The sequence below is a fragment of the Stenotrophomonas sp. MMGLT7 genome (assembly GCF_021168555.1).
GTDB lineage: Bacteria > Pseudomonadota > Gammaproteobacteria > Xanthomonadales > Xanthomonadaceae > MMGLT7.
This window is the reverse complement of record NZ_JAJOZS010000004.1, coordinates 250237-274973: the sequence shown is the minus strand read 5'-3', so window position 1 is coordinate 274973 and position 24737 is coordinate 250237. Positions and strand designations below refer to the sequence as shown.

Sequence of the window (24737 nt, the reverse complement as noted above, 5' to 3'; positions counted from 1 at the left end):
CCCGGACGTCGACCGGAGCGGGCGCGCGCTTGCGCCATGCCGGTGGAAGCGGTTTGCGGCAGTGGCCGTGGCACCCGCGGCGGGTCGTCCCGGGGCGGTGGTCAAACTGGACGCAAAACCGCGCCATAATCGGCGCATGGACCGATACGAACGCATCAACGCGCTGCATCGCACTCTCAAGTCGGCGCGCTACCCGGTGACGGTGGCGCGGCTGCAGGAGGAACTGGGCTGTTCCCGTGCCACCGTCTATCGCGACCTGGCGTTCCTGCGCGATGCGCTGATGGCGCCGGTGGAGGGCGACGGCGAGGCCGGCTTCCGCTACCAGTCCGGCGAGAACGACCGCTTCGAACTCCCGGGGCTGTGGCTCAGCTCGGAGGAACTGCATGCCCTGCTGGCCTCGCAGCAGCTGCTGGCGCGCACCGGCGGCGGCGTGCTGTCCACCGTGCTGGCGCCGCTGCAGCAGCGCATCGAAGGCCTGCTGGCGGCGCAGGCGGGAGTATCGCAATGGCCGGTGGAGCGGGTGCGGGTGATCCCGCACCGCGGCCGCCGGCTCGACGAGGCCAGCTTCCGCTCGGTCGCCTCGGCGGTGCTGGAGCGCAAGCGGCTGTCGTTCGAGTATCGCGCCCGCTCCACCGACGAGGCGACCAAGCGCACGGTCTCCCCGCAGCGCATCACCCACTACCGCGACAACTGGTACCTCGACGCCTGGGACCACGGCCGCGAGGCGGTGCGCAGCTTCGCGGTGGACCGCATCAACCAGGCGCGGATCGTCGACGAGCCGGCGCGCGACGTGCCCGACAGCGAGCTGGACGACCAGCTGGCCGCCAGCTACGGCATCTTCTCCGGCCCGGCCAAGGGCTGGGCGACGATCCTGTTCAGTCCCAAGGCCGCGCGCTGGGTGGCCGACGAGCACTGGCATTCCAAGCAGCAGGGCCGCTTCCTGGCCGACGGCCGCTACGAGCTCAAGGTGCCCTACAGCGTCTCGCGCGAACTGCTGATGGACGTGCTGCACTACGGTTCGGACGCGGAGATCGTCGAGCCGCGCTCGCTGCGCGAGCAGGCCAAGTCGCTGCTGTCGCTGGCGCTGAGCAACTACGAAGGCTGAGCGTCCGCGATCGACCTCTAGGAACGCCTGTAGGAGCGACTGTAGGAGCGACTTCAGTCGCGATGGGGCTTTACCGGTAGAGCCTCATCGCGACTGAAGTCGCTCCTACAGGCGCTGCTACGGCAGTGGGGTGGGCTCCGGGGCCTGTGCCGGCTGTCGGCCGGCGCGCGCCTGCAGCACCCGCGGCAGGCTGGCCTCGATCCAGTCCACCAGCGCCTCGACGTGCCCGGCGGCCTCGCCGCCGAGCGCGGTGAGGCTGTACTCCACGTGCGGCGGCACCACCGGATAGGCGCGGCGCAGCACCAGGCCGTCGGCCTCCAGCGTCTGCAGCGTCTGCGCCAGCATCTTCTCGCTGACCCCGCCGATGCGCCGGCGCAGGTCGCTGAAGCGCAGCGTGCCGGCGCGCAACGCCACCAGCGCCAGCACGCCCCAGCGGCTGGTGACATGGTCCAGCACCGCGCGCGAGGGGCAGTCGGCGGCGAACACCTGGCCGCGCTGCAACTGTTCGGAAAGAGAGGGAGGGGAGATCGGGGGCCGGGCCGACATGCACTAACGTCCAGGTGCGTACTTACGGAAAGTAAGCTTACTCCCTATCCTCGTCCGTTCCTCATCTGCAGACCAAGGAACCCGCCATGATCGTCGTCACCGGTGCCACCGGCCAGCTCGGCCGGCTCGTCGTCCACTCCCTGCTGCGCAGCGTGCCTGCCGGCGAGATCGTCGCCGCGGTGAGGCAGCCGGACAAGGCTGCAGACCTGGCCGCGCTGGGCGTGCAGGTGCGGCAGGCCGACTACGACCAGCCCGCCACGCTTGCCGCCGCGCTGGCCGGCGCCGACAAGGTGCTGCTGGTGTCGTCCAGCGAGGTCGGCAGGCGCGTGCCCCAGCACCAGGCGGTGATCGATGCGGCCAAGTCGCAGGGCGTCAGGCTGCTGGCCTACACCAGCGTGCTGCACGCCGACACCTCGCCGCTGGGCCTGGCGCCCGAGCATCGCCAGACCGAGGCGGCGATCGCCGCATCCGGGATGCCGGCGGTGCTGCTGCGCAACGGCTGGTACACCGAGAACTACACCGCCGGCATCCCCGCCGCGCTTGCCCACGGCGCGCTGCTGGGCAGTGCGGGGCAGGGGCGCATCGCCTCGGCCACGCGCGCGGACTACGCCGATGCGGCGGCCGCGGTGCTGGCCTCGGGCGAGGACCAGGCGGGCCGGATCCACGAACTGGCCGGCGACCAGGCCTATACGCTGGCCGACCTGGCGGCGGAGATCTCGCGCCAGTCCGGCAAGGCCGTGGCCTACCAGGACCTGCCGCAGGCGCAGTACCAGGCCGCGCTGGAACAGGCCGGCCTGCCGGCGCCGCTGGCCGCGATGATCGCCGATTCCGATGCCGCGGCCGCCAAGGGCGCGCTGTTCGACGACGGCCGCCAGCTGAGCGCGCTGATCGGCCGGCCGACCACGCCGCTGGCGCAGGTCGTGGCCGCGCAGCTCGAGACGGCTGCGGGCTGATCGCGGCAGCCGCGTGGCCGGGCTGCAGGGCCCGGCCACGGTCCTGCACAGCCGCGGCGCAACGGGCCGCGGCAGCCCTTCGGGCCCGGGCCTTGGGAAGCAAGCCCTTCGACGTCTTTGTGCCGCCGGGACGCCGCGGTTTCCCGGCGTGCAGCCGCGTGGCCGAGGGGATCCGGCGGCAGGCCAGCGCCCGCTCCATGTTCGAGCGGCGACGATCTGCCCAGACCCGGAAAGCGCCGCCCATGGATGGGCGGCCTGCCGTGATCGAGCCTGCCGTGATCGAGCATGTTCCGGTCGAGCCAGGAAGGGCGAGTCGGGAAATACCGATAACCCTTCAGGCGTAGGCTCGTGGCGTTGCGGGAAAGGCGTTTTTCCTTGGGTTTCTTTTGGCGCTTTCCAAAAGGGTGAACCCGGCCGCGTCAGCGGACGGAAGCCTTTGCCCTGCTTGCCGGTCCCCGGCGACGCATCCTGTCCCGGGGATGTTGTCCGTATCTGCAAGACCTTGAAAGGCATGGCGTTGAGAAGAAATCGAACGCCCTGGCGAGGCCCGTTGCCGGGTACGTCCGGCGACGGCCGCGCCTGACCGACGGCCTTTCCGGGGGTCTCAGCGCTTCTTCGGCACGTCGAAGCCGAGCTTGCCCACCTGCTCGCGCAGCTGCGGGACCCGGCGCAGCTTGTCGGTGTTGATGTCGTACTCCTCGCGCATGCGGGTCAGCAACTCGCGGTACTGCGCCTGCTCCATCTCGGGTTTGCGCGAGAACACCCAGGCCAGGTCGCGGCCGGGGTAGTCGATCAGGGCCCACGAATAGTCCGGGGCCACCTCCAGGATCCGGTACTTGGTCGGCACGACCCGGTAGAACCACAGCCGCCAGCGCCGGTTGCCGCTTTCGGCATCGACCGTGGCGCGCGCGTTCACTTCCTCCTCGGGCTCGCCGAAGCCCTCGCGCGAGACGTAGCGCACGGCCACCTTGTCCGCCTCGCGCAGCGTGTACTCGTTGCGGGCGGCGACGTCGCCGCGCTCGATCGCGTTGGGGATGCGCGCGATGACGTACCAGGTGCCCATGAAGCGCGGCAGGTCGACGGGGGGCTGGGAGGCGACGGCTTCGGCCGCCCGGGCGCCCGGGAGCATTCCGCAGACCAGCAGCATTGCAGCGACGACAGGGGCGATCAGGCGCATCTTCGGCATGGGCTGTACAGGTAGGGATCGGACAAGCTAGCGGTCGGCGGGCGAAGGGCACGTCAATGGAGGTCGCAGCCGGTGAGATGGCGCTGCCCGATGGTATGCCAACCCGCCCAATCGGAACCACCGCCATGTCGATCAAGCCTTCCCGCCACCGCCGCGCCCGTCCGCTCGCGGCCGCCGCCGATACGCCCGACCCGCGCCTGGTGCGGGGCGTGCGCCACGCCCTGCTGTTCGGGATCGCGCTGCTGCTGGTGTGGCCGGCCGCGCGCGGCTACAGCCAGTGGCTGGGCTGGGGCCCGCTGTGGCTGCTGGGCATGCCGCTGGCCTCGTGGTGGGCGCTGCACCGGTTCCGCATGCCGCGCCCGCGCCTGGTCGCGCGCCTGCGGACATGGCGCCGCCCGCGCCCGCAGGCCCGGCGCCTGCCCATGCGCGGCCCCGCGCCCCTGCACCGGCGCGTTGCCTGACGTTTGGCAGGGGAGCGGCGCCGGCGCCCGTGGTAGCGTTCGCGATCGATATTTACGATGGAGCGCTGCATGTCCAAACTCGCCTCGGCCTGCCTGGTGGCCGGCCTGATCACTGCTGGCGCCGTCGCTGCCGAGGAGCCTGCGATGCCGAAAGATCCCTATGCCTGGCTGGAAGACGTCACCGGCGCCGCGCCACTGGACTGGGTGAAGGCACAGAACGCCCGCACCGAAGCGCGGCTGGCCGCCACCCCGGCGTTCAAGCGGATGGAGGGCAGCATCCGCGAGGTGCTGGATTCGGACGCCAAGATCCCCGGCGTGCAGAAGATCGGCGAGTACTACTACAACTTCTGGAAGGACAAGCAGCACGAGCGCGGCCTGTGGCGACGCACGACGCTGGACGAGTACCGCAAGCCGCAGCCGAACTGGGAGACGGTGCTCGACCTGGACGCGCTGAACAAGGCCGAGGGCGAGAACTGGGTCTGGCATGGCGCCGAATGCCTGCGCCCGGCGTACCAGCGCTGCCTGATCGCGCTCTCGCGCGGCGGCGCCGACGCCGACGTCACCCGCGAATTCGACATCGGCACCCGCAGCTGGGTCGAGGGCGGCTTCTTCCGCCCCGAGGCCAAGGGCGCGCTGGGCTGGATCGACCAGGACACCGTCTACGTCTACACCGACTTCGGCCCCGGCTCGCAGACCAGCTCCGGCTACCCGCGCATCGTCAAGCAGTGGAAGCGCGGCACGCCGCTGGAGCAGGCCGCGGTGGTCTACGAGGGCCAGCCCGCGGACATGTACATCGCCGCGATGCACGACGACACCCCCGGTTTCGAGCGTGACTTCGTCAGCCGCACGCTGGCCTTCTACAACGACGAACTGTACCTGCGGAAGCCCGATGGCTCGCTGGTCAAGGTCGATGCGCCGAACTCGGCCAACAAGGGCGTCAAGCGCGAATGGCTGACGCTGGAACTGCGCGAGCCGTGGAGCGTGGCTGGGCGGACCTACCCGGCCGGCGCGCTGCTGGCGGCGAAGTTCGACGACTTCATGGCCGGCAAGCGCGAGTTCGAGGTGCTGTTCGAGCCGACCGACACCTCCTCGCTGGCCAGCTTCACCTGGACCCGCAACCACCTGGTGCTCAACGTGCTCGAGGACGTCAAGAACCGCCTGAGCGTGCTGACCCCGGGGCAGGGCGGCTGGAGCAAGAGTGCCTTCGTCGGCGCGCCGGCGTTCGGCACGGTCCAGGTCGGCGCGGTGGACAGCGACGAGTCCGATGCGGTGTGGATGACCGTCACCGACTATCTCACCCCGACCACGCTGGCGCTGGCGCAGATCGGCCAGCCGCCGCAGACGCTGAAGACCATGCCGGCATTCTTCGACGCGTCCAGGGACGTGATCGAGCAGCACTTCGTCACCAGCGAGGACGGCACCCGCGTGCCGTACTTCATCGTCCACGCCCGCGACCTGAAGCTCGACGGCGCCAACCCGACCCTGCTGTACGCCTACGGCGGCTTCGAGATCTCGCTCACGCCGAACTACTCCGGTGGGATGGGCCGGGCCTGGCTGGACAAGGGCGGCGTGTACGTGGTGGCCAACATCCGCGGCGGTGGCGAGTACGGCCCGCGCTGGCACCAGGCCGCGCTCAAGGCCAACCGCAACAAGGCCTACCAGGACATGGCGGCGGTGGCCAAGGACCTGTTCGCGCGCAAGATCACCTCGCCCAGGCACCTGGGCGTGCAGGGCGGCAGCAACGGCGGGCTGATGGCCGGCAACATGCTGACCCAGTACCCGGAGCTGTTCGGCGCGGTGGTGGTGCAGGTGCCGCTGCTGGACATGAAGCGCTACAGCCACCTGCTGGCCGGCGCCTCGTGGATGGCCGAGTACGGCGATCCGGACACCGACGACTGGTCGTTCATCCGGACCTTCTCGCCGTACCACCTGTTCGATCCGGCCAGGAGCTACCCGCCGGTGATCTTCCTCACCTCCACCCGCGACGACCGCGTGCACCCGGGCCATGCGCGCAAGATGGCGGCGAAGATGATCGAGGCCGGCAAGGACGTGACCTACTACGAGAATATCGAGGGTGGCCACGGCGGCGCGGCCGACAACGCGCAGGCCGCGCACATGTCGGCGCTGGCCTACAGCTTCCTGTGGGAACGGCTGGCGCGCTGATCGGCGCCGCCGGCATCGATTCCCCCTGGGCCGAAAGAAGGCCCCCTCCCTTGCGCGCAGCGCGGGGGAGGGTTGGGGAGGGGGGCAGTTGTTCCTGCTCTTGATTGCGGGAGCTCAAGCAACGGCAAGGGCAACAGCACCCCTCCCCAGCCCTCCCCTGCTTCGCAAGGGAGGGGGCAGTAGCTGGAGCAGACCCGCCGATCCCTGGTGTATCCGGTCCGAAAACTCGCTCTTCGGGCGCTCATCGGCCGTACCGCCGACAGCTCGCTATGCCTCAACCCTGCCACCGCTCCAGCCCGCGCCCGATCCGCGCCACCGCCTCGTGCAGCCGCGGCAGGTCCTGGGTGTAGGCGATGCGCACGTGGGTGCCGGCGCGGTGCGCGCCGAAGTCGATGCCCGGGGTGAAGGCGACGTGCTCGGTCTCCAGGAAGTGCCGGCAGAACGCCTGCGCATCGGCGGTGAAGCGCGACACGTCGGCGTACAGGTAGAACGCGCCCTGCGGCTCGACCGCGATGTCCAAGCCCAGGCCGCGCAGCGCCGGCAGCAGGTAGTCCCGGCGCCGGCGGAACTGCTCGCGCCTGTGTTCGAGGATTTCCAGGGTGGCCGGCTCGAAGCAGGCCAGCGCGGCGTACTGGGCGATGGTGGGGGCGCTGATGTACAGGTTCTGCGCCAGCCGCTCCAGCGCCGGCACCGCGTCGCGCGGCGCCACCAGCCAGCCCAGCCGCCAGCCGGTCATGCCGAAGTACTTGGAGAAGCTGTTGAGCACGAACGCCTCGTCGTCCACCTCCAGCACGCTGGGGGCATCCATGCCGTAGGTCAGGCCGTGGTAGATCTCGTCTACCACCAGGTGCCCGCCGCGCGCGCGGACCGCCTGCGACAGCGCGGCCAGTTGTTCGCGCGAGAGCACGCTGCCGGTGGGATTGGCCGGCGAGGCCAGCAGCGCGCCGACGCTGTCGGCGTTCCAGTGTGCGGCGATGTGCTGCGGGGTGAGCTGGTAGGCGCTGTCCGCCCCGGTCGGCACCAGTTGCGCGCCGGCTTCCATCACCCGCAGGAACTGGCGGTTGCAGGGGTAGCCGGGATCGCTCATCAGCCAGTGTCTGCCGGGATCGACCAGCAGCGCGCTGGCCAGCAGCAGCGCTCCGGAGCCGCCCGGCGTGACCAGGATGCGCTCTGGATCGATGTCCAGCCGGTAGCGCTGGCGGTAGAAGCGCGACAGCGCCTGGCGCAGCTCGGGCAGCCCGCGCGCGCCGGTGTAGCGGGTGCGGCCGGCGGCGAGGGCGGCCTGGCCGGCGGCGATGATCGGGGCGGCGGTGGTGAAGTCAGGCTCGCCGACCTCCATGTGGATCACGTCGAAGCCGGCGCGTTCCAGTTCGTCGGCGCGGGCACTGAGTTCCATGACCCGGAACGGGGCGATGTCGCGGCTGCGCTGGCTGTAGCCGGCGACGGGGGAAAGCTGGGGCTGGGCGTTCATGGCCGCAATGATAGGCCGATCGGCACTTGCCCAGGCCATGGCGGCGGCGCAGCCTCGCAGGTTGCAATGCCGCCGACCGAGCCCCATGCAATGAAATTCCCCGCTTCGATCCTGATCGCCACCCTGATGACCTTGTCCCCCGCTTCCGCCATCGCCGCCGATCCGCTCCCGCCGCACCCGGAAAAACGCCCGCACACGGTCAAGGCGCCGTTCGGCGCCACCCGCAGCGACGACTACTACTGGCTGCGCGACGACACCCGCGAGGACAAGGCGATGCTGGCCTACCTGCAGGCCGAGAACGCCTACGCCGACCAGCTGCTGGCGCCGCTCAAGTCGCTGCAGGACACGCTGTACGAGGAGATCGTCGGCCGCATCAAGCAGGACGATGCCTCGGTGCCGTACCGCGAGCGCGGCTGGTGGTACTACACGCGTTTCCAGGCCGGCAAGGACTATCCGATCCAGGCCCGCCGCAAGGACGGCGCGGGGGTGGACGCCGAATCTATCCAGCGCGCCAACGCCGCCGGCGATTTCGCCGCCGAGCAGGTACTGCTGGACGTCAACGCGATGGCCGAGGGCAAGGGCTACTTCAGCGTCGGCGATGCCGAGGTCAGCCAGGACAACCGCATCCTGGCCTGGGCCGAGGACGATGTCGGCCGCCGCCAGTACGCGATCCGCTTCAAGAACCTGGAGACCGGCGAGATCTACCCGGACCGCATCGGCGGCGTCTCGGCCAACCTGGTCTGGGCCGACGACAACCGCACCCTGTTCTATGTCGAGAACGACCCGGAGACGCTGCTCACCGTGCGGGTCAAGAAGCACGTGCTGGGTACCCCGGCCGCGGACGACGTGCTGGTGTACGAGGAGAAGGACGACAGCTTCTACATGGGCATCGGCCGCAGCCGCGACGACAGGTACATCACCATCGGCCTGGACAGCACCGTGTCCTCCGAGCTGCGCTACGCCCCGGCCGCCGACCCGCGCACGTTCACGGTGCTGGCGCCGCGCGCGCGCGACGTCGAGTACGACGCCGACCACTTCGGCGGGCGCTGGGTGATCCGCACCAATGCCGATGGCGCGCAGAACTTCAAGATCGTCACCGCACCCAGCGACGCCACCTCGCGCAAGCAGTGGAGCGACTGGGTGGCGCACGACCCGGCGGTGTACATCGAGGGCTTCGAGCTGTTCGACGGCTTCACCGCGATCGAGGAGCGCTCGGACGGCCTGGAACGGGTTCGCGTGCTCAAGGCCGACGGCTCGCAGGAATACGTCAAGGCCGACGAGCCGGCCTACTCGATGGGCCTGTCGGTCAATGCCGAGGCGGACACGACCTGGCTGCGCTACGGCTATACCTCGCTGACCACGCCGGCCACCACCTACGAGCTCAACGTGGCCAGCGGCGAGCGCCGCCTGCTCAAGCAGCAGCCGGTGATCGGCTACGACGCCTCCAAGTACGCCACCGAGCGCGTCTGGGTGACCGCGCGCGACGGAGTCAAGGTGCCGGTGTCGCTGGTGTACCGCAAAGGCTTCAGGAAGGACGGCAGCGCCGCGCTGTTCCAGTACGCCTACGGCAGCTACGGCATGTCGATGGACCCGGGATTCAACCTGCCGGTGGTGAGCCTGCTCGACCGCGGCGTGGTCTACGCCATCGCCCACATCCGCGGCGGCCAGGAGATGGGCCGGCAGTGGTACGACGACGGCAAGCTGCTGAACAAGAACAACACCTTCACCGACTTCATCGACGTCACCCGGGCGCTGGTGCAGCAGGGCTACGCGGCAAGGGACCGGGTGGCCGCGGCCGGCGGCAGCGCCGGCGGCCTGTTGATGGGCGCGGTGGCCAACCTGGCGCCGCAGGACTATCGCGTGATCGAGGCGCAGGTGCCGTTCGTGGACGTGGTCACCACCATGCTCGACGCGAGCATCCCGCTGACCACCAACGAATACGACGAGTGGGGCAACCCGGAGCAGCGCGAGTACTACGACTACATACTGTCGTACTCGCCCTACGACAACGTGAAAAAGCAGGCCTATCCGGCCATGTTCGTCGGTACCGGGCTGTGGGACTCGCAGGTGCAGTACTGGGAGCCGGCCAAGTGGGTGGCCCGGCTGCGCGACGAGAACACCGGCGATCATCCGATCGTGTTCCGCATCAACATGGAAGCCGGCCACGGCGGCAAGTCCGGACGCTTCCGCCGCTACCGCGAGCGGGCCGAGTCGTATGCGTTCGTGCTCGACCAGCTGGGCGTGGAGGGCGCGCAGGCCACTCCCTGACGGGCGCCCTGGCATCTGGCATGCGCAGGGGAGGGGGCGGTGTCGTCTCCTGCCCTGGCACGGGACCTTCAACGCAGGTGTCGGTCGGAGCCGTGGTCCCGGCGAAGGCCTGTCACTTCACCATATTTGAAGTTGCCCATATCTCCTTCTCCCGCGTGCGGGGGAAGGTGGCGCGCAGCGCCGGATGGGGGGAGCTTTTGCTGTTGCTTTCCCATGCTTCATGCAGCCCCCATCCGCCCTTCGGGCACCTTCCCCCGCAGGCGGGAGAAGGGAGGCCTGTTGCTGTCCTGTGACGTAGAGACAAGCCTGCGCCGGGACGGTGATCGAGTTCTTCCCGCAAGGGGGCGATCGCTTTCGGCTCCGGCCTGCATCCCACGACACCAGGGTCCGGCGCAGGAAACGGCCGGCCTCGGCGACGGCGGTGTGGCCGGCATCGAACCGGAGCGTATTCGCGGTCGGTCCGGGCAGGACCTTCCATGGCGTGACCGCAGCTTCCGCTCCGGCACTATCATTGCCGCATGAACCGACCGGTGCGCTTCCGCTGGCTGTGGTGGCTGCTGGCCTATGTCAGCCTGGCCACCGGCATCGTCGGCATCTTCGTACCCGGGCTGCCGACCACCGTGTTCATCCTGATCGCGGCGTGGGCGGCCACGCGCGGTTCCGAGCGGCTGCGGCAGCGGCTGGTCAACGATCCGCGCTTCGGCCCGGTGATCGCGGACTGGGAGAACCACGGTGCGGTCAGCCGGCGCGGCAAGTGGATGGCGACCATCGCCATGGCCGTGTGCGCGGTGATCGTGCTGCTGTTCGTGCCGCGGCTGTGGGCGCAGATCGTGCCGATCGCCTGCATGACCGCGGTGGCGATCTGGCTGTGGCTGCGGCCGGAACCGCCGCCGCCGTCCTGAATATCCACGTGCCGGCCGCCTGTGGGGCGGCACCGCGAGTGGCTATACTCGCGCCATGACGATCAAGCTTTCCCCGAAGATCCGCATCGCGCTGGCCGGCGCCGCGCTGCTGGCGCTGGCCGCCTGCGGCAACAAGGGCCCGCTGGTGATGCCGCAGAAGCCGGTGCCGGTCGATACCGCGCCCGCCACCCCCGCCGCCGACATCCCGCCCGCCGACCAGCTCCAGCCCGAGGACGGGCGCGCCGAGCCGGTCCAAGACAACGGCGATGACGAGTAGCCCGGGCGCGGATGCGCGCCTGCGTTTCAGCAAGATGCATGGCGCCGGCAACGATTTCGTGGTGCTGGACCTGCGCGACTGCACGCCGCCGCCGGACCCGCAGTTCGCCTCGCGCCTGGCCGATCGCCACTTCGGCGTCGGCTGCGACCAGATCCTGACCATCGAGCCGCCGCGCAGCGAGCAGGCGGTGGCGTCCTATCGGATCTGGAACGCCGACGGCAGCGATGCCGGCCAGTGCGGCAACGGCGCGCGCTGCGTCGCCGCGTGGCTGGTGCGCGACGGCGCCGCCGCGGCGCATTTCCTCATCGACAGCCCGGTGGGCGTGCACGCGGTCGAGCAGCTGGCCGACGGCGATTTTGCGGTGGCCATGGGCGTGCCGCGTTTCGAGCCGGCACAGATCCCGCTGGCCGGCTTCGCCCACGCGCGCGAGGAGTACTTCCTGCCGCTGCAGGGCGAGAGCGTGCGCTTCGGCGCGGTGTCGATGGGCAACCCGCACGCGGTGATCGAGGTCGGCCTGGTCGATGCGGCACCGGTGGAGCGGGTGGGGCCGCTGATGCAGCAGAACCCCTCGTTCCCGCAGTCGGCCAACGTCGGCTTCGCCCAGGTGGTCGACCACGGCCACATCCGCCTGCGCGTGTACGAGCGCGGCGTCGGCGAGACACTGGCCTGCGGCAGCGGCGCCTGCGCCGCGGCGGTGGTGCTGATGCAGCGCGGCCGTATCGGCCGCGACGTGCGCATCGGCCTGCCCGGCGGCGAGTTGCGCGTGCGCTGGCCGGCCGACGACGCCGAGGTGACCCTGTCCGGCCCGGCCACATTCGTCTTCGAGGGGGAGTGGAATCCATGAGCGATACCGTGGAAAAGAACGCCATCGACAAATTGGGGGCGCACGAGGTCGCGGCCTGGCTGCGGCGGCACCCGGCTTTCCTGAAGCAATTCCCCGATCTCGCGTTGACGCTGGTGGTGCCGCGCGACGAGGGCCCGACCGCATCGCTGGCCAGCTACCAGCTGGAGGTGCTGCGCGACAAGAACCGCGAGCTGTCGCGGCGGCTGGCCGAACTGGCGGCCAATGCCCAGGTCAACGAGCGCCTGGCGGTGCGCACGCACCAGCTCACGCTGGCGCTGATGCGCCAGGCCAGTGCGGCCGACACCGTGCGCGCGATGGCGGCCTCGCTGGAAGAGGACTTCGACGGCGACAAGGTCAGCATCGTGCTGCTGCATCCGCTCGACGGCGTGCAGGCGCCGTGGCTGCAGGTGCTGGACGAGGCCGATGCGCGGCTGGCGCCGTTCCGCGACTGCCTGAAGAGCGGCGAGCCGATCTGCGGCCGCCTGCAGCCGGAAAAGAACGCCGTGCTGTACGGCCAGGCGCAGGGCGAGGTGCAGTCCACCGCGCTGCTGCCGCTGCCGGGCACGGGCCTGCTGGCGGTGGGCAGCCGCGATCCCAACCGCTTCTACCCGGGCATGGGCACGCTGTTCCTGCGCATGATGGGCGAGTCGCTGGCGGTGGCGCTGCAGCGTTTCGGCGGCTGAGCCGTGAGCGCCCGCCTGCAGGCCGCCTGCGGGGTCGTTCCACGGCCGCGGGCAGTGCCATGATCGAGGCGTTCCTCTCCCACCTGCAGGTCGAGCGGCGCATGTCGGCGCATACGCTCGACGCCTATCGCCGCGACCTGTCCGCACTGGCGGACTGGGCCCTGCAGCACGCCGACGCTGCCGAGGTGTCCGCGCTCGACAGCGAGCAGCTGCGCCGCTTCATCGCCGACGAACACCGTCGCGGGCTCTCGCCCAAGAGCCTGCAGCGGCGGCTTTCGGCCTGCCGCAGCTTCTATGCCTGGCTGCTGCGCCACGGCCGCATCGCGGTCTCGCCGGCGGCGTCGCTGCGCGCGCCCAAGGCGCCGCGCAAGCTGCCGCAGGTGCTCGACGCCGACGAGGCGGTGCGGCTGGTGGAACTGCCCACCGACGCGCCGCTGGGGCTGCGCGACCGCGCGCTGCTGGAGCTGTTCTATTCCTCGGGCCTGCGCCTGAGCGAACTGTGCGCGCTGCGCTGGCGCGACCTGGACTTCGCCGGCGGCACGGTCACCGTGCTGGGCAAGGGCAACAAGCAGCGCAGCGTGCCGGTGGGCTCGCACGCGCGCAAGGCGCTGCTGGAATGGCGCGGCGAATCGGCGGCCGGCAACGAGGCCCCGGTGTTCCCGGGCCGCGGCGGCGGCCCGATCTCGCAGCGCGCGGTGCAGGTGCGGATCAAGCAGCTGGCGCTGCGCCAGGGCCTGTACAAGCACGTGCATCCGCACATGCTGCGGCACAGCTTCGCCAGCCACATCCTCGAATCCTCCGGCGACCTGCGCGGGGTGCAGGAACTGCTCGGCCACGCCGACATCGCCACCACCCAGATCTACACCCACCTGGACTTCCAGCACCTGGCCAAGGTCTACGACGCCGCGCATCCGCGGGCACGGCGCAGGAAGGGCGGCTGACGGCGCGACCCGGCGGTCTTCGCCGTCGCACAACGGTGAGAGGGTACGGCGAGGGCGGACCATGCTGCTGCTTCCTCCGCACGAGCATGCCCATGGCCGCCTTCCTTCTTTCCGGACTCGATCCGCAACCCTTCGCCTCCCTAGTTCGAACTCGATGACGCCGGCCTGCACGCATGCCATGCCCGGCGCGTGGTCGCCGCCGCCGCGCCGGGCTTCCCATGCCGGGTCAGCCTGGAGGAGGCGCGCGTGGGCGAGGAGCTGTTGCTGCTGCACCACATGCACCAGCCGGCGCATGCGCCCTACCGCGCGGCCGGACCGATCTACGTGCGTCGCGGCGCGGTCGCCGCGCGGCTGGCGCCCGGCTGGCGCCCGGCCAGGTGCCGGATTGCGTGGCCACGCGGTTGATCTCGCTGCGCGCCTACGACGCCGACGACCTGATCGTCGCCGCCGAGGTCTGCCCGGGCGAGGCGGTCGGTCCCTGGCTGCAGGCCTGCCTCGACGACCCGCAGGTGGCCTACGTGCACCTGCACAACGCGCGCCGGGGCTGCTATGCCTGCCGCGCCGATCGCGTCGTCGCCGCAGGCTGAATCGCTGGAGCGGCCCGGTCCGGCCGCCCCCGAGCATCGTGCATCGCCGCAAAACGTCACCGTTCGCCAGCGAGGCGGGCTGCCGCGCGTGGCCGTACGAATGCGCGCAGGCCTTTCGGCACAAGGCCCGGCGCCGCTCGATTCAGCGGATGTATCGAGGGATCAGCACTAGTGATTGGCAATCGGCTGGCGGCCACGCCAAGCATGGCCGCCGCCGACCCGTTCGGTCCGATCCGTGCCCCGCTGCGCAGGCGCCCGGGGCATCCGCCACCCAACCGGAGAACCTCCAATGGCCAAAGTCCTTTGCGTGCTCTACGACGATCCGATCGACGGCTATCCCACGCACTATCCGCGCGACGGCCTGCCCAGGCTGGAGCGCTATCCCGACGGACAGACCCTGCCCACCCCGCAGGCCATCGACTTCACCCCGGGCCAGCTGCTGGGCAGCGTCTCCGGCGGGCTGGGGCTGCGCGACTACCTGGAGGCCAACGGCCACCAGTTCGTGGTGACCGCCAGCAAGGACGGCCCGGACAACGTCCTGGACCGCGAGCTGCCCGATGCCGACATCGTGATCTCGCAGCCGTTCTGGCCGGCCTACATGACCGCCGAGCGCTTCGGGCGCGCGAAGAAGCTGAAGATGGTGGTCACCGCCGGCATCGGCTCGGACCACACCGACCTGCAGGCGGCGATGGACCACGGCGTCACCGTGGCCGAGGTCACCTACTGCAACAGCAACAGCGTGGCCGAGCACGTGGTGATGACCATGCTGGCGCTGGTGCGCAACTACCTGCCTTCGCACGAGTGGGCGGCCAAGGGCGGCTGGAACATCGCCGACTGCGTGGAGCGCTCCTACGACATCGAGGGCATGCACGTGGGCACGGTGGCGGCCGGGCGCATCGGCCTGCGCGTGCTGCGCCTGCTCAAGCCGTTCGACGTGCACCTGCACTACCTGGACCGACACCGGCTGCCGGCGCAGGTGGAGCAGGAGCTGGGCCTGACCCACCACGAGAACCTGGAGAGCCTGGCCGGCGCCTGCGACGTGGTGACGCTGAACTGCCCGCTGCACCCGGAAACCGAGCACATGATCAACGCCGACACGCTGAAGTTCTTCAAGCGCGGCGCCTACCTGGTCAACACCGCGCGCGGCAAGCTGTGCGACCGCGACGCCATCGTCGAGGCCATGCGCAGCGGCCAGCTCGCCGGCTACGGCGGCGACGTGTGGTTCCCGCAGCCGCCGCCGGTGGACCATCCGTGGCGCACCATGCCGTTCAACGGCATGACCCCGCACATCTCCGGCACCTCGCTGTCGGCGCAGGCGCGCTACGCCGCCGGTACCCGCGAGATCCTGGAGTGCTTCTTCGAGGGGCGGCCGATCCGCGAGGAGTACCTGATCGTGCAGGGCGGCCACCTGGCCGGCGTCGGCGCGCATTCCTACAGCGCCGGCAATGCCACCGGCGGCTCGGAGGAAGCGGCCCGGTTCTCGCAGAAGAAGTGATCTCGCAGAAGAAGTGACCCGGCCATGTCCGCATCGTCCCGTCCCGTGCGCGCGGCCACCGCGCGCCCCGGTCCCGCCGCCATCGCGCTGGCGGGACTGGGCGCGGCACTGGCGCTGTCGCTGGTCGGCGCGCTGGCGGCCTGGACCGGCCAGCCCTGGCTGCTCGGTTCCTTCGGCGCCACCTGCGCGTTGCTGTTCGCGTTCCCAGACGGGCCGTTCTCGCAGCCGCGCAACGTCATCGGTGGGCACTGCCTGGCCAGCCTGGTCGGCCTGATCGGGCTGCACCTGCTCGGCCCGGGCTGGGCGGCGCTGGGCATCACCGCTGCCTGTGCGCTGATGCTGATGCTGGCCACCGGCACCATGCACCCGCCGGCCGGCAGCAACCCGGTGATCGTGTTCATGGCCCAGCCGGGCTGGGAGTTCCTGTGGCTGCCCACGCTGGCCGGGGCGTGCCTGCTGATGCTGCTGGGCCGCTTGTACGGGTACGGCCGGCACTGGCTGGCGCGGCGCGGATCCGGCTGAGGCGCACCTGCCGGTCGTTTGCAATCGGTGTACCACCCCTTGGGAGGAAACCAACGTGCAGAGCTCGATCCACGATGCCGCGGCCCCGGCCGCGCCGCTGCTGTCCCGCCAGCGCACCGTCGCCGCGCCGGGATTCAACCGCTGGCTGGTGCCGCCTGCGGCACTGGCGATCCACCTGTGCATCGGCATGGCCTACGGCTTCTCGGTGTTCTGGCTGCCGCTGTCGCAGGCGGTGGGGATCACCGAACCGGTGCCGTGCACGCCGGGCGGCTTCCTGCAGGAGCTGTTCGCCCGCGGCTGCGACTGGAAGGTGTCCACCCTGGGCTGGATCTACACGTTGTTCTTCGTGCTGCTGGGCACCTCGGCGGCGATCTGGGGGCACTGGCTGGAGCATGCCGGACCGCGCAAGGCCGGCGTGGTCAGCGCGTTGTGCTGGGGCGGCGGCATGCTGGTGGCGGCGCTGGGCATCCACCTGCACCAGTTCTGGCTGATGCTGCTGGGCTCGGGGGTGATCGGCGGCATCGGCCTGGGGCTGGGCTACATTTCCCCGGTCAGCACCCTGGTCAAGTGGTTCCCCGACCGCCGCGGCATGGCCACCGGCATGGCGATCATGGGCTTCGGCGGCGGCGCGATGATCGGCTCGCCGCTGGCCAGCGGGCTGATGGCGCACTTCGCCAATGCGCACGACGTCGGCGTGGCGCCGACGTTCGTGGTGATGGGGCTGGTGTATACGGTCTTCATGCTCGGCGGCGCGTTCGGCTACCGGGTGCCGGCGCCGGGCTGGTCGCCGCTGGGATGGAGCCCGCCGCCGGCCGATGCCGCGGCCAACGCGATGATCGCCCGCGGCCACGTGCACGTGCGGCGCATCTGGGGCATCCCGCAGTTCTGGCTGGTGTGGATGGTGCTGTGCATGAACGTGTCGGCCGGCATCGGCGTGCTCGGCATCGCCAGCCCGATGCTGCAGGAGGTGTTCGGCGGCGAGCTGATCGGCGTGCACAAGCCGTTCGGCGCGCTCGACGGCGAGCAGCTCAAGGCCCTGGCCGCGGCCGCGGCCGGCTTCACCGCGCTGCTGAGCCTGTTCAACATCGGCGGGCGCTTCGCCTGGGCCTCGATCTCCGACCGCATCGGCCGCAAGCTGACCTATGCGCTGTTCTTCGTGATCGGTGCGCTGCTGTACGCCAGCATCCCGTCCATCGCCGGGGCCGGCAACAAGCTGCTGTTCGTGGCCGCGTTCTGCGTGATCGTCAGCATGTACGGCGGCGGCTTCGCCACCGTGCCGGCATACCTGGCCGACCTGTTCGGCACGCAGATGGTCGGCGCCATCCACGGCCGCCTGCTGACGTCGTGGGCCACCGCCGGCATCGTCGGCCCGGTGGTGATCAACTACATGCGCGACTACCAGCTGTCGCTGGGCACGCCGCGCGACCAGGTCTACAACCAGACCATGTACATCCTGGTCGGTTTCCTGCTGGTGGGGCTGGTGTGCAACCTGCTGCTGCGGCCGGTCGACCGCCGCCACTTCATGAGCGAGGAGGAACTGGCGCGCGAGGAGAAGCCGCTGCGCGAAGCCGCGGCGGTGGTCGCGCAGCAGGCGCCGGCTGCCGCGACGACGGCCACGGCCTCTGGCGGACAGCGCCTGGCGCTGCTGCTGGCCTGGCTGGCGGTGGGCCTGCCCATCGCCTGGGGCGTGTACCGCACGCTGCAGAGCGTGGCCGGCTTCCTCTGAGCACGCCGGCCGGCGCCTTCCCGCGCCGGTCGCTCAATCGCGGCCGAGGTCGAGCAGCGGGCAGGCGGCGCTGCCGGCTTCCTCGCCGAGCAGGGTATCGACGTGGTACTGCAGGTCGACACCGGCGAAGCAGTCCAGCGCGGCCTGCAGCACCCGCCCGCGCGGCTGCCGCGCCGGCATCACCAGGCCGATGGCGCGGTGCAGCTCGGGCACGATCGGGATCGTCGCCAGCGGCATCGCCAGGATCGGCAGGCACAGCACGCTGTGCGGCAGCACGCTGTACAGGCCGGCGCCATGCACGTGCGCGCACAGCGAGGTCATCGAGTCGCTCTCCAGTCGCGGCACCACCTCGCGCCCTGCGCGCGCGAACGCCGCGTCGATGCCGCGCCGGCACTGCATGTCGGTGCCGAACAGGCACAGCGGCAGGTCGGCGACCTCCGACCAGCTGACGCAGCGCGCGCCGTCGAAGGCGGCGGTGCTGGCGGCGGCGAGCACGTAGCGCTCGGTGAACACCGGTTGCGTATCGAAGTCGCCCAGGCGCTCGTCGTCCAGGTAGGTCAGGCCGACGTCGATGTCGAAGCGCTGCAGCCGCTGCAGGATCTCGCTGGCGGCGATGGTGCGGATCTCGTGGCGGATGCGCGGGTGGCGGTGCAGGCAGGCCTGGGTCAGCCGCGGTGCGATCGGCACCGAGGCCGGGATGATGCCCAGGCGCAGCACGCCGCTGGGGTTGTCGTGCGGCGAGCGCGCCTCCTGGCGCAGGCCCTCGCAGTCCTTGAGCACGCGGCGCGCCCAGGCCAGCACCCGCTCGCCGTCCTCGGTGAAGCCCTCGAAGCGGTGGTTGCGGTTGACGATGGCGATGCCGAGTTCGGCCTCGATGCCGCGGATCGCGTTGGACAGCGCCGGTTGCGAGACATGGCAGGCCTCGGCGGCGCGGCCGAAGTGCTTTTCGCGCGACAGCGCGACCAGGTAGCTGAGTTGCCTGATGAACATGCGCGGCTCCCGTGCGGGGTGAGGGCCGCCGCCGCGCGGATTGGCGCGGGCAGGGCCCGGGCGTGGGGCACCTGGCCGATTGTAGGGACGCCGGTGCGGATGTCTTGGCGCGACGCACCACGCGCGGGCCTGGGGCGCGGGTCCGAAGCACGCGGGCTTGAATCGCCCGCGCGCGGTCCCCAGATCGACAGGACTTCACGGAGTACCGCATGGATCCCAGCCAGAACCCCAACGTTTTCCACGCCACCACCATCATCTGCGTGCGCCGCGGCGATCACGTCGCCATCGCCGGCGACGGCCAGGTCACCCTGGGCAACACGGTGATGAAGGGCAACGCGCGCAAGGTGCGCCGGCTGGGCCGCGACGGCCAGGTGCTGGCCGGCTTCGCCGGCGCCGCCGCCGATGCCTTCACCCTGTTCGAGCTGTTCGAGGCCAAGCTGGAGAAGCACGGCCAGCTGACCCGAGCGGCGGTGGAGCTGGCCAAGGACTGGCGCACCGAGCGCCGCCTGGGCAAGCTCGAGGCACTGCTGGCGGTGGCCGACAAGGACACCTCGCTGGTGATCAGCGGCACCGGCGACGTGATCGAGCCGGAGGACGGCATCATCGCCATCGGCTCCGGCGGCTCCTACGCGCTGTCGGCCGCGCGCGCGCTGCTGGCGCATACCCAGCTCGATGCCCGCACCATCGCCAGCGAGGCGATCGGCATCGCCGGCGACATCTGCATCTACACCAACCGCAACGTGGTGGTCGAGGAGCTGTGATTCCGGATTCGGGATTCGGGATTGGTAAAGCCCGCATCCCGCTTCTGCGAATCCCCAATCCCGAATCCCCCATCCGCCTCGCCAACCAATCCCGAATCCCCCATGACCAATCCCAGCTCCTCCACCATGACCCCGCGCGAGATCGTGCAGGAACTCGACCGCCACATCGTCGGCCAGCACGAGGCCAAGCGCGCGGTTGCCATCGCCCTGCGCAACCGCTGGCGACGCATGCAGCTCGAACCGGAGCTGCGCAACGAGGTGATGCCCAAGAACATCCTGATGATCGGCCCTACCGGCGTGGGCAAGACCGAGATCGCGCGGCGCCTGGCGACGCTGGCCAACGCGCCGTTCGTCAAGGTCGAGGCCACCCGCTTCACCGAGGTCGGCTATGTCGGCAAGGACGTGGAGCAGATCGTGCGCGACCTGGCCGACACCGCGGTCAAGATGTACCGCGAGCAGGCCAAGGTGCGCGTGCGCACCCAGGCCGAGGAACGTGCCGAGGAGCGCATCCTCGATGCGCTGCTGCCGCGCCGTGCCGCCGGCATCGGCTTCGATCCGGAAGCGGCGCGTAACGAGCCGTCGGCCCAGGACAACGACACCCGGGTCAAGTTCCGCCGCATGCTGCGCAACGGCGAGCTGGACGAGCGCGAGATCGAGCTGGAGATCGCCGCCAACGTCAGCATGGACATCATGACCCCGCCGGGCATGGAGGAGATGGGCCAGCAGCTGCGGCAGATGTTCTCCAACCTCGGCGGCGCCAAGCCGCAGACGCGCAAGCTGGCGATCAAGGCGGCGCGGCCGCTGCTGATCGAGGACGAGGCGGCCAAGCTGGTCAACGAGGAGGACGTGCGCGCCGCGGCGATCGAGGCCTGCGAGCAGCACGGCATCGTCTTCATCGACGAGATCGACAAGGTCGCCAAGCGCGGCGATGCGGGCTCGTCCGGCGGCGACGTCAGCCGCGAGGGCGTGCAGCGCGACCTGCTGCCGCTGGTGGAGGGCTCCAACGTCTCCACCAAGTACGGCACGGTCAGGACCGACCACATCCTGTTCATCGCCTCCGGCGCGTTCCACCTGGCCAAGCCCAGCGACCTGATCCCGGAGCTGCAGGGCCGCTTCCCGATCCGGGTGGAGCTGTCGGCGCTGAGCCGGCAGGACTTCATCCGCATCCTCACCGAGCCGAAGGCGGCGCTGACCCGCCAGTACCAGGCGCTGCTCAAGACCGAGGGGGTGGAGCTGAGCTTCGCCGAGGACGCCATCGAGCGCCTGGCCGAGATCGCCTTCCAGGTCAACGAGCGCCAGGAGAACATCGGCGCGCGGCGCCTGCACACCGTGCTCGAGCGGTTGCTGGACAACCTCAGCTACGAGGCGCCGGACCGCGACGGCAGCAGCGTCGTCGTCGATCGCGCCTACGTGGACAAGTACCTGGGCGACCTGGTGCAGGACCCGGACCTGAGCCGCTACATCCTGTAGTCGCATCGTCCCGGCCGTCGCCTGTCCCCGCGGGGCAGGCGAGCCGGGGCAATGGCGATCCCCGCACAGACGCAAACGCGGCCGGACCATTGTCCGGCCGCGTTTGCGTCTGTGCGCCAGGGGGCGCGGAGCATGGAGCCGCGAGCGATGCCGTCGCCGGGCATTGCTGCGCCTGCTTCCGCGGGCATCGCTGCGGCGGAAGCAAGGGGGCGAGTGCTGGCGAGTGGGTGTGTCCCGGTCCATCGCCTCGCACTAAACGACGCGGAGCCGGGGCGCCCGTGTCAAAGGGAGCGACAGAATGACGCATGCGCAACAAATGCGACAATCGGTCGCGCATGTCGCGACCCTGTCGCACTGATCTGGATCAGTGCGGCTGTCATCACGGAACGTTATCGTCCGTTCCGCAAGTTGGCGGCCCCCCGGCCCCCACCGCTATCAGCCCAGAGGGATAAACCGATGTTAGAACGCATCAAGGCGATGTTCCGCTACTTCAACGACGCCGTGCCATTCCGGCTGGTACCGGCCCTGATTGCCACGGCAGTCCTATTCATATTGTTGGCGATCCCCTGTCCGGAGGGGCTCACTCCCAAGGCATGGGCCTTGGTCGCGATCTTCCTGACCACCATCGTGGCGATCATCCTCAAGGTCATGCCGATCGGCGTGATGGCGATGATGGCCATCGTCATCGTCTCGGTGTCGCAGGTCACCTCCACCTCGTCCAAGGGCGCCATCGCCGATGCCCTGGGCAGCTTCTCCAGCCCGCTGATCTGGCTGATCGTGGTGGCCATCATGATCTCCCGCGGCCTGAAGAAGACCGGCCTGGGCAACCGCATCGGCCTGATGTTCATATCGTTGCTGGGCAAGCGCTCGGTCGGTATCGGCTACGGCCTGGCGATCTGCGACCTGGTGCTGGCGCCGTTCACGCCGTCCAACACCGCGCGCGGCGGCGGCATCGTCCACCCGATCATGAAGTCGATCGCCAACGCCTTCGACTCCGATCCGGCCAAGGGCACCCAGGGCAAGATCGGTACCTACCTGGCGCTGGTGAACATCCACGCCAACACGATCAGCTCGGGCATGTTCATCACCGCCACCGCGCCGAACCCGCTGGTCGTGGACTTCGTGGCCAAGGCGACCAACCAGAGCTTCCACCTGTCCTGGACCACCTGGGCGCTGTGCATGCTGCTGCCGGGCCTGGCCTGCATGGCCTTGATGCCGCTGCTGGTGTCCTGGCTGTCGCCGCCTGAGCTGAAGGTCACCCCCGACGCGGTCACCTACGCCCGCAAGGAACTCAAGACCATGGGCGGCCTGAGCGGTTCGGAGAAGGTGATGCTCGGGACCTTCTTCCTGCTGCTGGTGCTGTGGGCCAACATCCCGGCGATGATCTTCGGCCCGGCCTTCACCCTGGATCCCACGGTGGTCGCCTTCGTCGGCCTGTTCGCGCTGATCATCACCGGCACCATCAACTGGGACGACGTACTGTCCGAGAAGAGCGCCTGGGACACCCTGATCTGGTTCGGTGCCCTGGTGATGATGGCCGAGCAGCTGAACAAGACCGGCGTCATCTCCTGGTTCTCCGAGAACATGAAGAACGCCATCGCCCACAGCGGCATGAGCTGGCAGGCGGCCGCGGCGGTCCTGGTGCTGCTGTTCGTGTACTCGCACTACATGTTCGCCAGCACCACGGCGCACATCAGCGCGATGCTGCTGGCCTTCCTGATGGTCGGCACGCAGCTGATCCCGTCCGAGTACGTGATCCCCTTCATGCTGATGATGACCGCCGGCTCGACGATCATGATGACGCTGACGCACTACGCCACGGGTACCTCGCCGGTGATCTTCGGCAGCGGCTACGTCACCTTGGGCAACTGGTGGAAGGTGGGCTTCATCATGTCGGTGATCGAACTGATCATCTACGCCACCGTCGGCATGGTGTGGTGGAAGGTTCTGGGCTTCTGGTAAGCGCCCGGCGTCTTCGCCGATAGAACCGAAAGGGCCGGCCCTGCTTCATGCGGGGCCGGCCTTTTTCGTGGATGCGTCGTGGATCTGCGGATTTCCCGCTCGTGGCCCGGCCCCATGCGGCCGGTGCGCGCCATGCCTTGGTCCGGAGCCCCGGAAGCGTGGCCCCGACCTGCGCGGTGCGGCGGTTTCGCAGGTCGGCCGGCACGCGTGCTCCGGGCCGGCGGCGGCCGACGCCGGGCAATGGCCGGGGAAGGGCGGTCTCGGCGAGGCAGCCGATGCGCGGACGCCGCGGCGCCTGCTCAGGGCAGGCGGGTATGCCGCAGGCTGCCGCCGTAGCGCTGCATCAGTTCCATGTGCAGCCGCAGGTAGGCCGCATCGGTGAGGCTCTGCGCCATCGGCGAGGCCACGCTCTCGCGCGCGGCCTTCGCGCGCGCGGCATCGATGTCGGCGCCGCGCTGTGCCAGGTCGGCCATCACCATGATCTTGCCGGGCTGCACCTCGACGTAGCCGCCGGAAACGTAGACGTCCAGCGGCTCGCCCTGGGCCGGCACGATGTGCACCAGGCCTTCGCGCAGGATCGACAGCATCGGCAGGTGCCGTGCCATCACGCCGAACCGGCCCAGGCTGCCGGGCAGGCTGGCCTCGCGGACCTGGCCGCTCCAGATGCTGCCGCCGAGGCTGACGATCTCCAGCGCCAGCGTGCGCGCCTGTCCGTCGTCGTGCGCCGGCGCGGTGTCCTGTGCCGATTGCGTTGCGGGGGAGGGAGTATGGGGAGCTGTAGCCAATGTTCTTTCCCGTTGTTGGCCGGCGCGCAGGCTGCGGTCCGGCGTCGTTTTCGGCCGCGGCGGGCCGGCGCTCAATCCTCGCCGATGTCCTCGTTCCAGACCTCGGGATGGGCGGCGATGTACCCGCCCAGCATATCGATGCATTCCTGGCTGTGCAGGTCGATCACCTTGACCCCGTTCTCGCGCAGCCAGTCGATGCCGCCCTGGAAGGTGACCGATTCGCCCACCACCACCGTGCCGATGCCGAACTGGCGCACCAGGCCGCTGCAGTACCAGCACGGCGCCAGCGTGGTGACCATGATGGTGTCGCGGTAGGAGCGCTGGCGCCCGGCCTTGCGGAAGGCGTCGGTCTCGCCGTGCACGGAGGGATCGCCTTCCTGCACGCGGCGGTTGTGGCCGCAGCCGAGCAGGCGGCCGTCGTCGTGGTACAGCGCCGCGCCGATCGGGATGCCGCCTTCGGCCAGGCCGCGGCGGGCCTCGGCGATGGCGGTATCGAGCAGGGCGCGGTAGTCGGGGGTGACGGTCATGCGGGTTCCTCGGTGCGGGCCTTCCATCTTGCGCAGTGTGGCCGAGGCTGTCATCCCCATGGGCACGGCCGGTGGCGACATCGTGTCGCAGCTGAGCCGTGCCGGTGCCTGC

Annotated in this window: 24 protein-coding genes; 18 read left to right on the top strand and 6 right to left on the bottom strand. The window is 70.1% G+C overall.

Translation table 11 applies throughout. The features are described from left to right. The first annotated feature begins 136 nt into the window (after window positions 1-136). Entirely contained in the window at window positions 137-1105 is a 969-nt protein-coding gene (locus tag LRX76_RS07915) for a YafY family protein (RefSeq protein WP_231803809.1), read from the top strand. 117 nt (window positions 1106-1222) lie between these two features. Here LRX76_RS07915 and LRX76_RS07910 read toward each other — a convergent pair whose 3' ends face one another. Then, a complete protein-coding gene (locus LRX76_RS07910) occupies window positions 1223-1651 on the bottom strand; it encodes a helix-turn-helix domain-containing protein (protein WP_269450769.1) in 429 nt (142 codons plus the stop codon). Between the two features lie 86 nt (window positions 1652-1737). On the opposite strand from LRX76_RS07910, the gene LRX76_RS07905 reads away from it, so the two are divergent. Continuing rightward, complete coding sequence (locus LRX76_RS07905) at window positions 1738-2604, top strand: SDR family oxidoreductase (protein WP_231803807.1); 867 nt, start codon at window positions 1738-1740, stop codon at window positions 2602-2604. A 604-nt stretch (window positions 2605-3208) separates the two neighbouring features. Here the strand turns inward: LRX76_RS07905 and LRX76_RS07900 are convergent. Beyond that, on the bottom strand, window positions 3209-3781 hold the full coding sequence (locus LRX76_RS07900; protein WP_231803943.1) for a lipocalin family protein: 573 nt from the start codon (window positions 3779-3781) through the stop codon (window positions 3209-3211). Between the two features lie 134 nt (window positions 3782-3915). On the opposite strand from LRX76_RS07900, the gene LRX76_RS07895 reads away from it, so the two are divergent. Then, window positions 3916-4251: a hypothetical protein gene (locus LRX76_RS07895; RefSeq protein WP_231803806.1), complete on the top strand. Its 336-nt coding sequence runs from the start codon at window positions 3916-3918 to the stop codon at window positions 4249-4251. 69 nt (window positions 4252-4320) lie between these two features. After that, complete coding sequence (locus tag LRX76_RS07890; protein WP_231803804.1) at window positions 4321-6414, top strand: prolyl oligopeptidase family serine peptidase; 2094 nt, start codon at window positions 4321-4323, stop codon at window positions 6412-6414. 274 nt (window positions 6415-6688) lie between these two features. On the opposite strand, the gene LRX76_RS07885 is transcribed toward LRX76_RS07890, so the two are convergent. Then, window positions 6689-7885, bottom strand: a complete 1197-nt coding sequence (locus LRX76_RS07885; RefSeq protein WP_231803802.1) for a pyridoxal phosphate-dependent aminotransferase — start codon at window positions 7883-7885, stop codon at window positions 6689-6691. A gap of 90 nt (window positions 7886-7975) precedes the next feature. Here LRX76_RS07885 and LRX76_RS07880 point away from each other — a divergent pair, with 90 nt between their 5' ends. The 11 genes from LRX76_RS07880 (at window position 7976) to LRX76_RS07835 (ending at window position 18130) form a co-directional block, all read left to right on the top strand. Further along, window positions 7976-10153 carry a S9 family peptidase gene (locus tag LRX76_RS07880; RefSeq protein ID WP_231803800.1) on the top strand — a complete coding sequence of 726 codons (2178 nt, stop codon included), beginning with the start codon at window positions 7976-7978 and terminating at the stop codon, window positions 10151-10153. Window positions 10154-10671: 518 nt separating this feature from the next. Next, entirely contained in the window at window positions 10672-11055 is a 384-nt protein-coding gene (locus LRX76_RS07875) for a YbaN family protein (RefSeq protein WP_231803798.1), read from the top strand. A gap of 55 nt (window positions 11056-11110) precedes the next feature. Further along, window positions 11111-11332 (top strand): lipoprotein, encoded by a 222-nt coding sequence (locus LRX76_RS07870; RefSeq protein WP_231803796.1) that lies wholly within the window; start codon window positions 11111-11113, stop codon window positions 11330-11332. Continuing rightward, entirely contained in the window at window positions 11322-12176 is an 855-nt protein-coding gene (gene dapF, locus LRX76_RS07865; protein WP_231803794.1) for a diaminopimelate epimerase, read from the top strand. Before LRX76_RS07870 ends, dapF begins: the two co-directional genes overlap by 11 nt. After that, window positions 12173-12859: a DUF484 family protein gene (locus tag LRX76_RS07860; protein ID WP_231803792.1), complete on the top strand. Its 687-nt coding sequence runs from the start codon at window positions 12173-12175 to the stop codon at window positions 12857-12859. The genes dapF and LRX76_RS07860 overlap by 4 nt, the downstream gene beginning before the upstream one ends. A gap of 59 nt (window positions 12860-12918) precedes the next feature. Further along, a complete protein-coding gene (gene xerC / locus LRX76_RS07855; protein WP_231803790.1) occupies window positions 12919-13800 on the top strand; it encodes a tyrosine recombinase XerC in 882 nt (293 codons plus the stop codon). 189 nt (window positions 13801-13989) lie between these two features. Further along, window positions 13990-14205 carry a DUF1203 domain-containing protein gene (locus LRX76_RS18755; RefSeq protein WP_331716765.1) on the top strand — a complete coding sequence of 72 codons (216 nt, stop codon included), beginning with the start codon at window positions 13990-13992 and terminating at the stop codon, window positions 14203-14205. Further along, the gene (locus LRX76_RS18750; RefSeq protein WP_331716764.1) at window positions 14190-14387 is read left to right on the top strand and encodes a DUF1203 domain-containing protein; all 198 of its coding nucleotides are present in this window, start codon (window positions 14190-14192) and stop codon (window positions 14385-14387) included. The genes LRX76_RS18755 and LRX76_RS18750 overlap by 16 nt, the downstream gene beginning before the upstream one ends. Before the next feature lie 289 nt (window positions 14388-14676). Beyond that, the gene (locus LRX76_RS07845) at window positions 14677-15882 is read left to right on the top strand and encodes an NAD-dependent formate dehydrogenase (RefSeq protein WP_231803788.1); all 1206 of its coding nucleotides are present in this window, start codon (window positions 14677-14679) and stop codon (window positions 15880-15882) included. 24 nt (window positions 15883-15906) lie between these two features. After that, window positions 15907-16404: an HPP family protein gene (locus LRX76_RS07840; RefSeq protein WP_231803786.1), complete on the top strand. Its 498-nt coding sequence runs from the start codon at window positions 15907-15909 to the stop codon at window positions 16402-16404. A gap of 55 nt (window positions 16405-16459) precedes the next feature. Beyond that, window positions 16460-18130, top strand: a complete 1671-nt coding sequence (locus LRX76_RS07835; protein WP_231803784.1) for an OFA family MFS transporter — start codon at window positions 16460-16462, stop codon at window positions 18128-18130. A gap of 33 nt (window positions 18131-18163) precedes the next feature. On the opposite strand, the gene LRX76_RS07830 is transcribed toward LRX76_RS07835, so the two are convergent. After that, the gene (locus LRX76_RS07830; RefSeq protein WP_231803782.1) at window positions 18164-19120 is read right to left on the bottom strand and encodes a LysR family transcriptional regulator; all 957 of its coding nucleotides are present in this window, start codon (window positions 19118-19120) and stop codon (window positions 18164-18166) included. A gap of 209 nt (window positions 19121-19329) precedes the next feature. Between LRX76_RS07830 and hslV the strand changes: the two genes are divergently transcribed. The 3 genes from hslV to LRX76_RS07815 all read left to right on the top strand — a co-directional run bounded on the left by hslV (window position 19330) and on the right by LRX76_RS07815 (window position 23313). After that, window positions 19330-19881, top strand: a complete 552-nt coding sequence (hslV, locus tag LRX76_RS07825; RefSeq protein ID WP_231803780.1) for an ATP-dependent protease subunit HslV — start codon at window positions 19330-19332, stop codon at window positions 19879-19881. A 102-nt stretch (window positions 19882-19983) separates the two neighbouring features. After that, on the top strand, window positions 19984-21351 hold the full coding sequence (gene hslU / locus LRX76_RS07820) for an ATP-dependent protease ATPase subunit HslU (RefSeq protein WP_231803778.1): 1368 nt from the start codon (window positions 19984-19986) through the stop codon (window positions 21349-21351). Window positions 21352-21807: 456 nt separating this feature from the next. Beyond that, window positions 21808-23313: a DASS family sodium-coupled anion symporter gene (locus tag LRX76_RS07815; RefSeq protein ID WP_331716763.1), complete on the top strand. Its 1506-nt coding sequence runs from the start codon at window positions 21808-21810 to the stop codon at window positions 23311-23313. A 299-nt stretch (window positions 23314-23612) separates the two neighbouring features. Here LRX76_RS07815 and atpC read toward each other — a convergent pair whose 3' ends face one another. Both atpC and LRX76_RS07805 read right to left on the bottom strand, forming a co-directional pair. Beyond that, the gene (gene atpC, locus LRX76_RS07810) at window positions 23613-24098 is read right to left on the bottom strand and encodes an ATP synthase F1 subunit epsilon (RefSeq protein WP_231803776.1); all 486 of its coding nucleotides are present in this window, start codon (window positions 24096-24098) and stop codon (window positions 23613-23615) included. A 71-nt stretch (window positions 24099-24169) separates the two neighbouring features. Next, the gene (locus LRX76_RS07805; protein WP_231803774.1) at window positions 24170-24625 is read right to left on the bottom strand and encodes a nucleoside deaminase; all 456 of its coding nucleotides are present in this window, start codon (window positions 24623-24625) and stop codon (window positions 24170-24172) included. Window positions 24626-24737 lie beyond the last annotated feature (112 nt).

Coding starts and splice junctions, on each gene's coding strand:
- LRX76_RS07890 (WP_231803804.1), top strand. CDS start 4,321: ATGTCCAAACTCGCCTCGGCCTGCCTGGTGGCCGGCCTGATCACTGCT.
- dapF (WP_231803794.1), top strand. CDS start 11,322: ATGACGAGTAGCCCGGGCGCGGATGCGCGCCTGCGTTTCAGCAAGATG.
- hslV (WP_231803780.1), top strand. CDS start 19,330: ATGGATCCCAGCCAGAACCCCAACGTTTTCCACGCCACCACCATCATC.
- LRX76_RS07840 (WP_231803786.1), top strand. CDS start 15,907: ATGTCCGCATCGTCCCGTCCCGTGCGCGCGGCCACCGCGCGCCCCGGT.
- LRX76_RS07900 (WP_231803943.1), bottom strand. CDS start 3,781: ATGCGCCTGATCGCCCCTGTCGTCGCTGCAATGCTGCTGGTCTGCGGA.
- LRX76_RS07805 (WP_231803774.1), bottom strand. CDS start 24,625: ATGACCGTCACCCCCGACTACCGCGCCCTGCTCGATACCGCCATCGCC.
- LRX76_RS07885 (WP_231803802.1), bottom strand. CDS start 7,885: ATGAACGCCCAGCCCCAGCTTTCCCCCGTCGCCGGCTACAGCCAGCGC.
- LRX76_RS07860 (WP_231803792.1), top strand. CDS start 12,173: ATGAGCGATACCGTGGAAAAGAACGCCATCGACAAATTGGGGGCGCAC.
- xerC (WP_231803790.1), top strand. CDS start 12,919: ATGATCGAGGCGTTCCTCTCCCACCTGCAGGTCGAGCGGCGCATGTCG.
- LRX76_RS07905 (WP_231803807.1), top strand. CDS start 1,738: ATGATCGTCGTCACCGGTGCCACCGGCCAGCTCGGCCGGCTCGTCGTC.
- LRX76_RS07895 (WP_231803806.1), top strand. CDS start 3,916: ATGTCGATCAAGCCTTCCCGCCACCGCCGCGCCCGTCCGCTCGCGGCC.
- LRX76_RS07830 (WP_231803782.1), bottom strand. CDS start 19,120: ATGTTCATCAGGCAACTCAGCTACCTGGTCGCGCTGTCGCGCGAAAAG.
- LRX76_RS07875 (WP_231803798.1), top strand. CDS start 10,672: ATGAACCGACCGGTGCGCTTCCGCTGGCTGTGGTGGCTGCTGGCCTAT.
- LRX76_RS07910 (WP_269450769.1), bottom strand. CDS start 1,651: ATGTCGGCCCGGCCCCCGATCTCCCCTCCCTCTCTTTCCGAACAGTTG.
- LRX76_RS07915 (WP_231803809.1), top strand. CDS start 137: ATGGACCGATACGAACGCATCAACGCGCTGCATCGCACTCTCAAGTCG.
- LRX76_RS07845 (WP_231803788.1), top strand. CDS start 14,677: ATGGCCAAAGTCCTTTGCGTGCTCTACGACGATCCGATCGACGGCTAT.
- LRX76_RS07870 (WP_231803796.1), top strand. CDS start 11,111: ATGACGATCAAGCTTTCCCCGAAGATCCGCATCGCGCTGGCCGGCGCC.
- hslU (WP_231803778.1), top strand. CDS start 19,984: ATGACCAATCCCAGCTCCTCCACCATGACCCCGCGCGAGATCGTGCAG.
- LRX76_RS07815 (WP_331716763.1), top strand. CDS start 21,808: ATGTTAGAACGCATCAAGGCGATGTTCCGCTACTTCAACGACGCCGTG.
- LRX76_RS07880 (WP_231803800.1), top strand. CDS start 7,976: ATGAAATTCCCCGCTTCGATCCTGATCGCCACCCTGATGACCTTGTCC.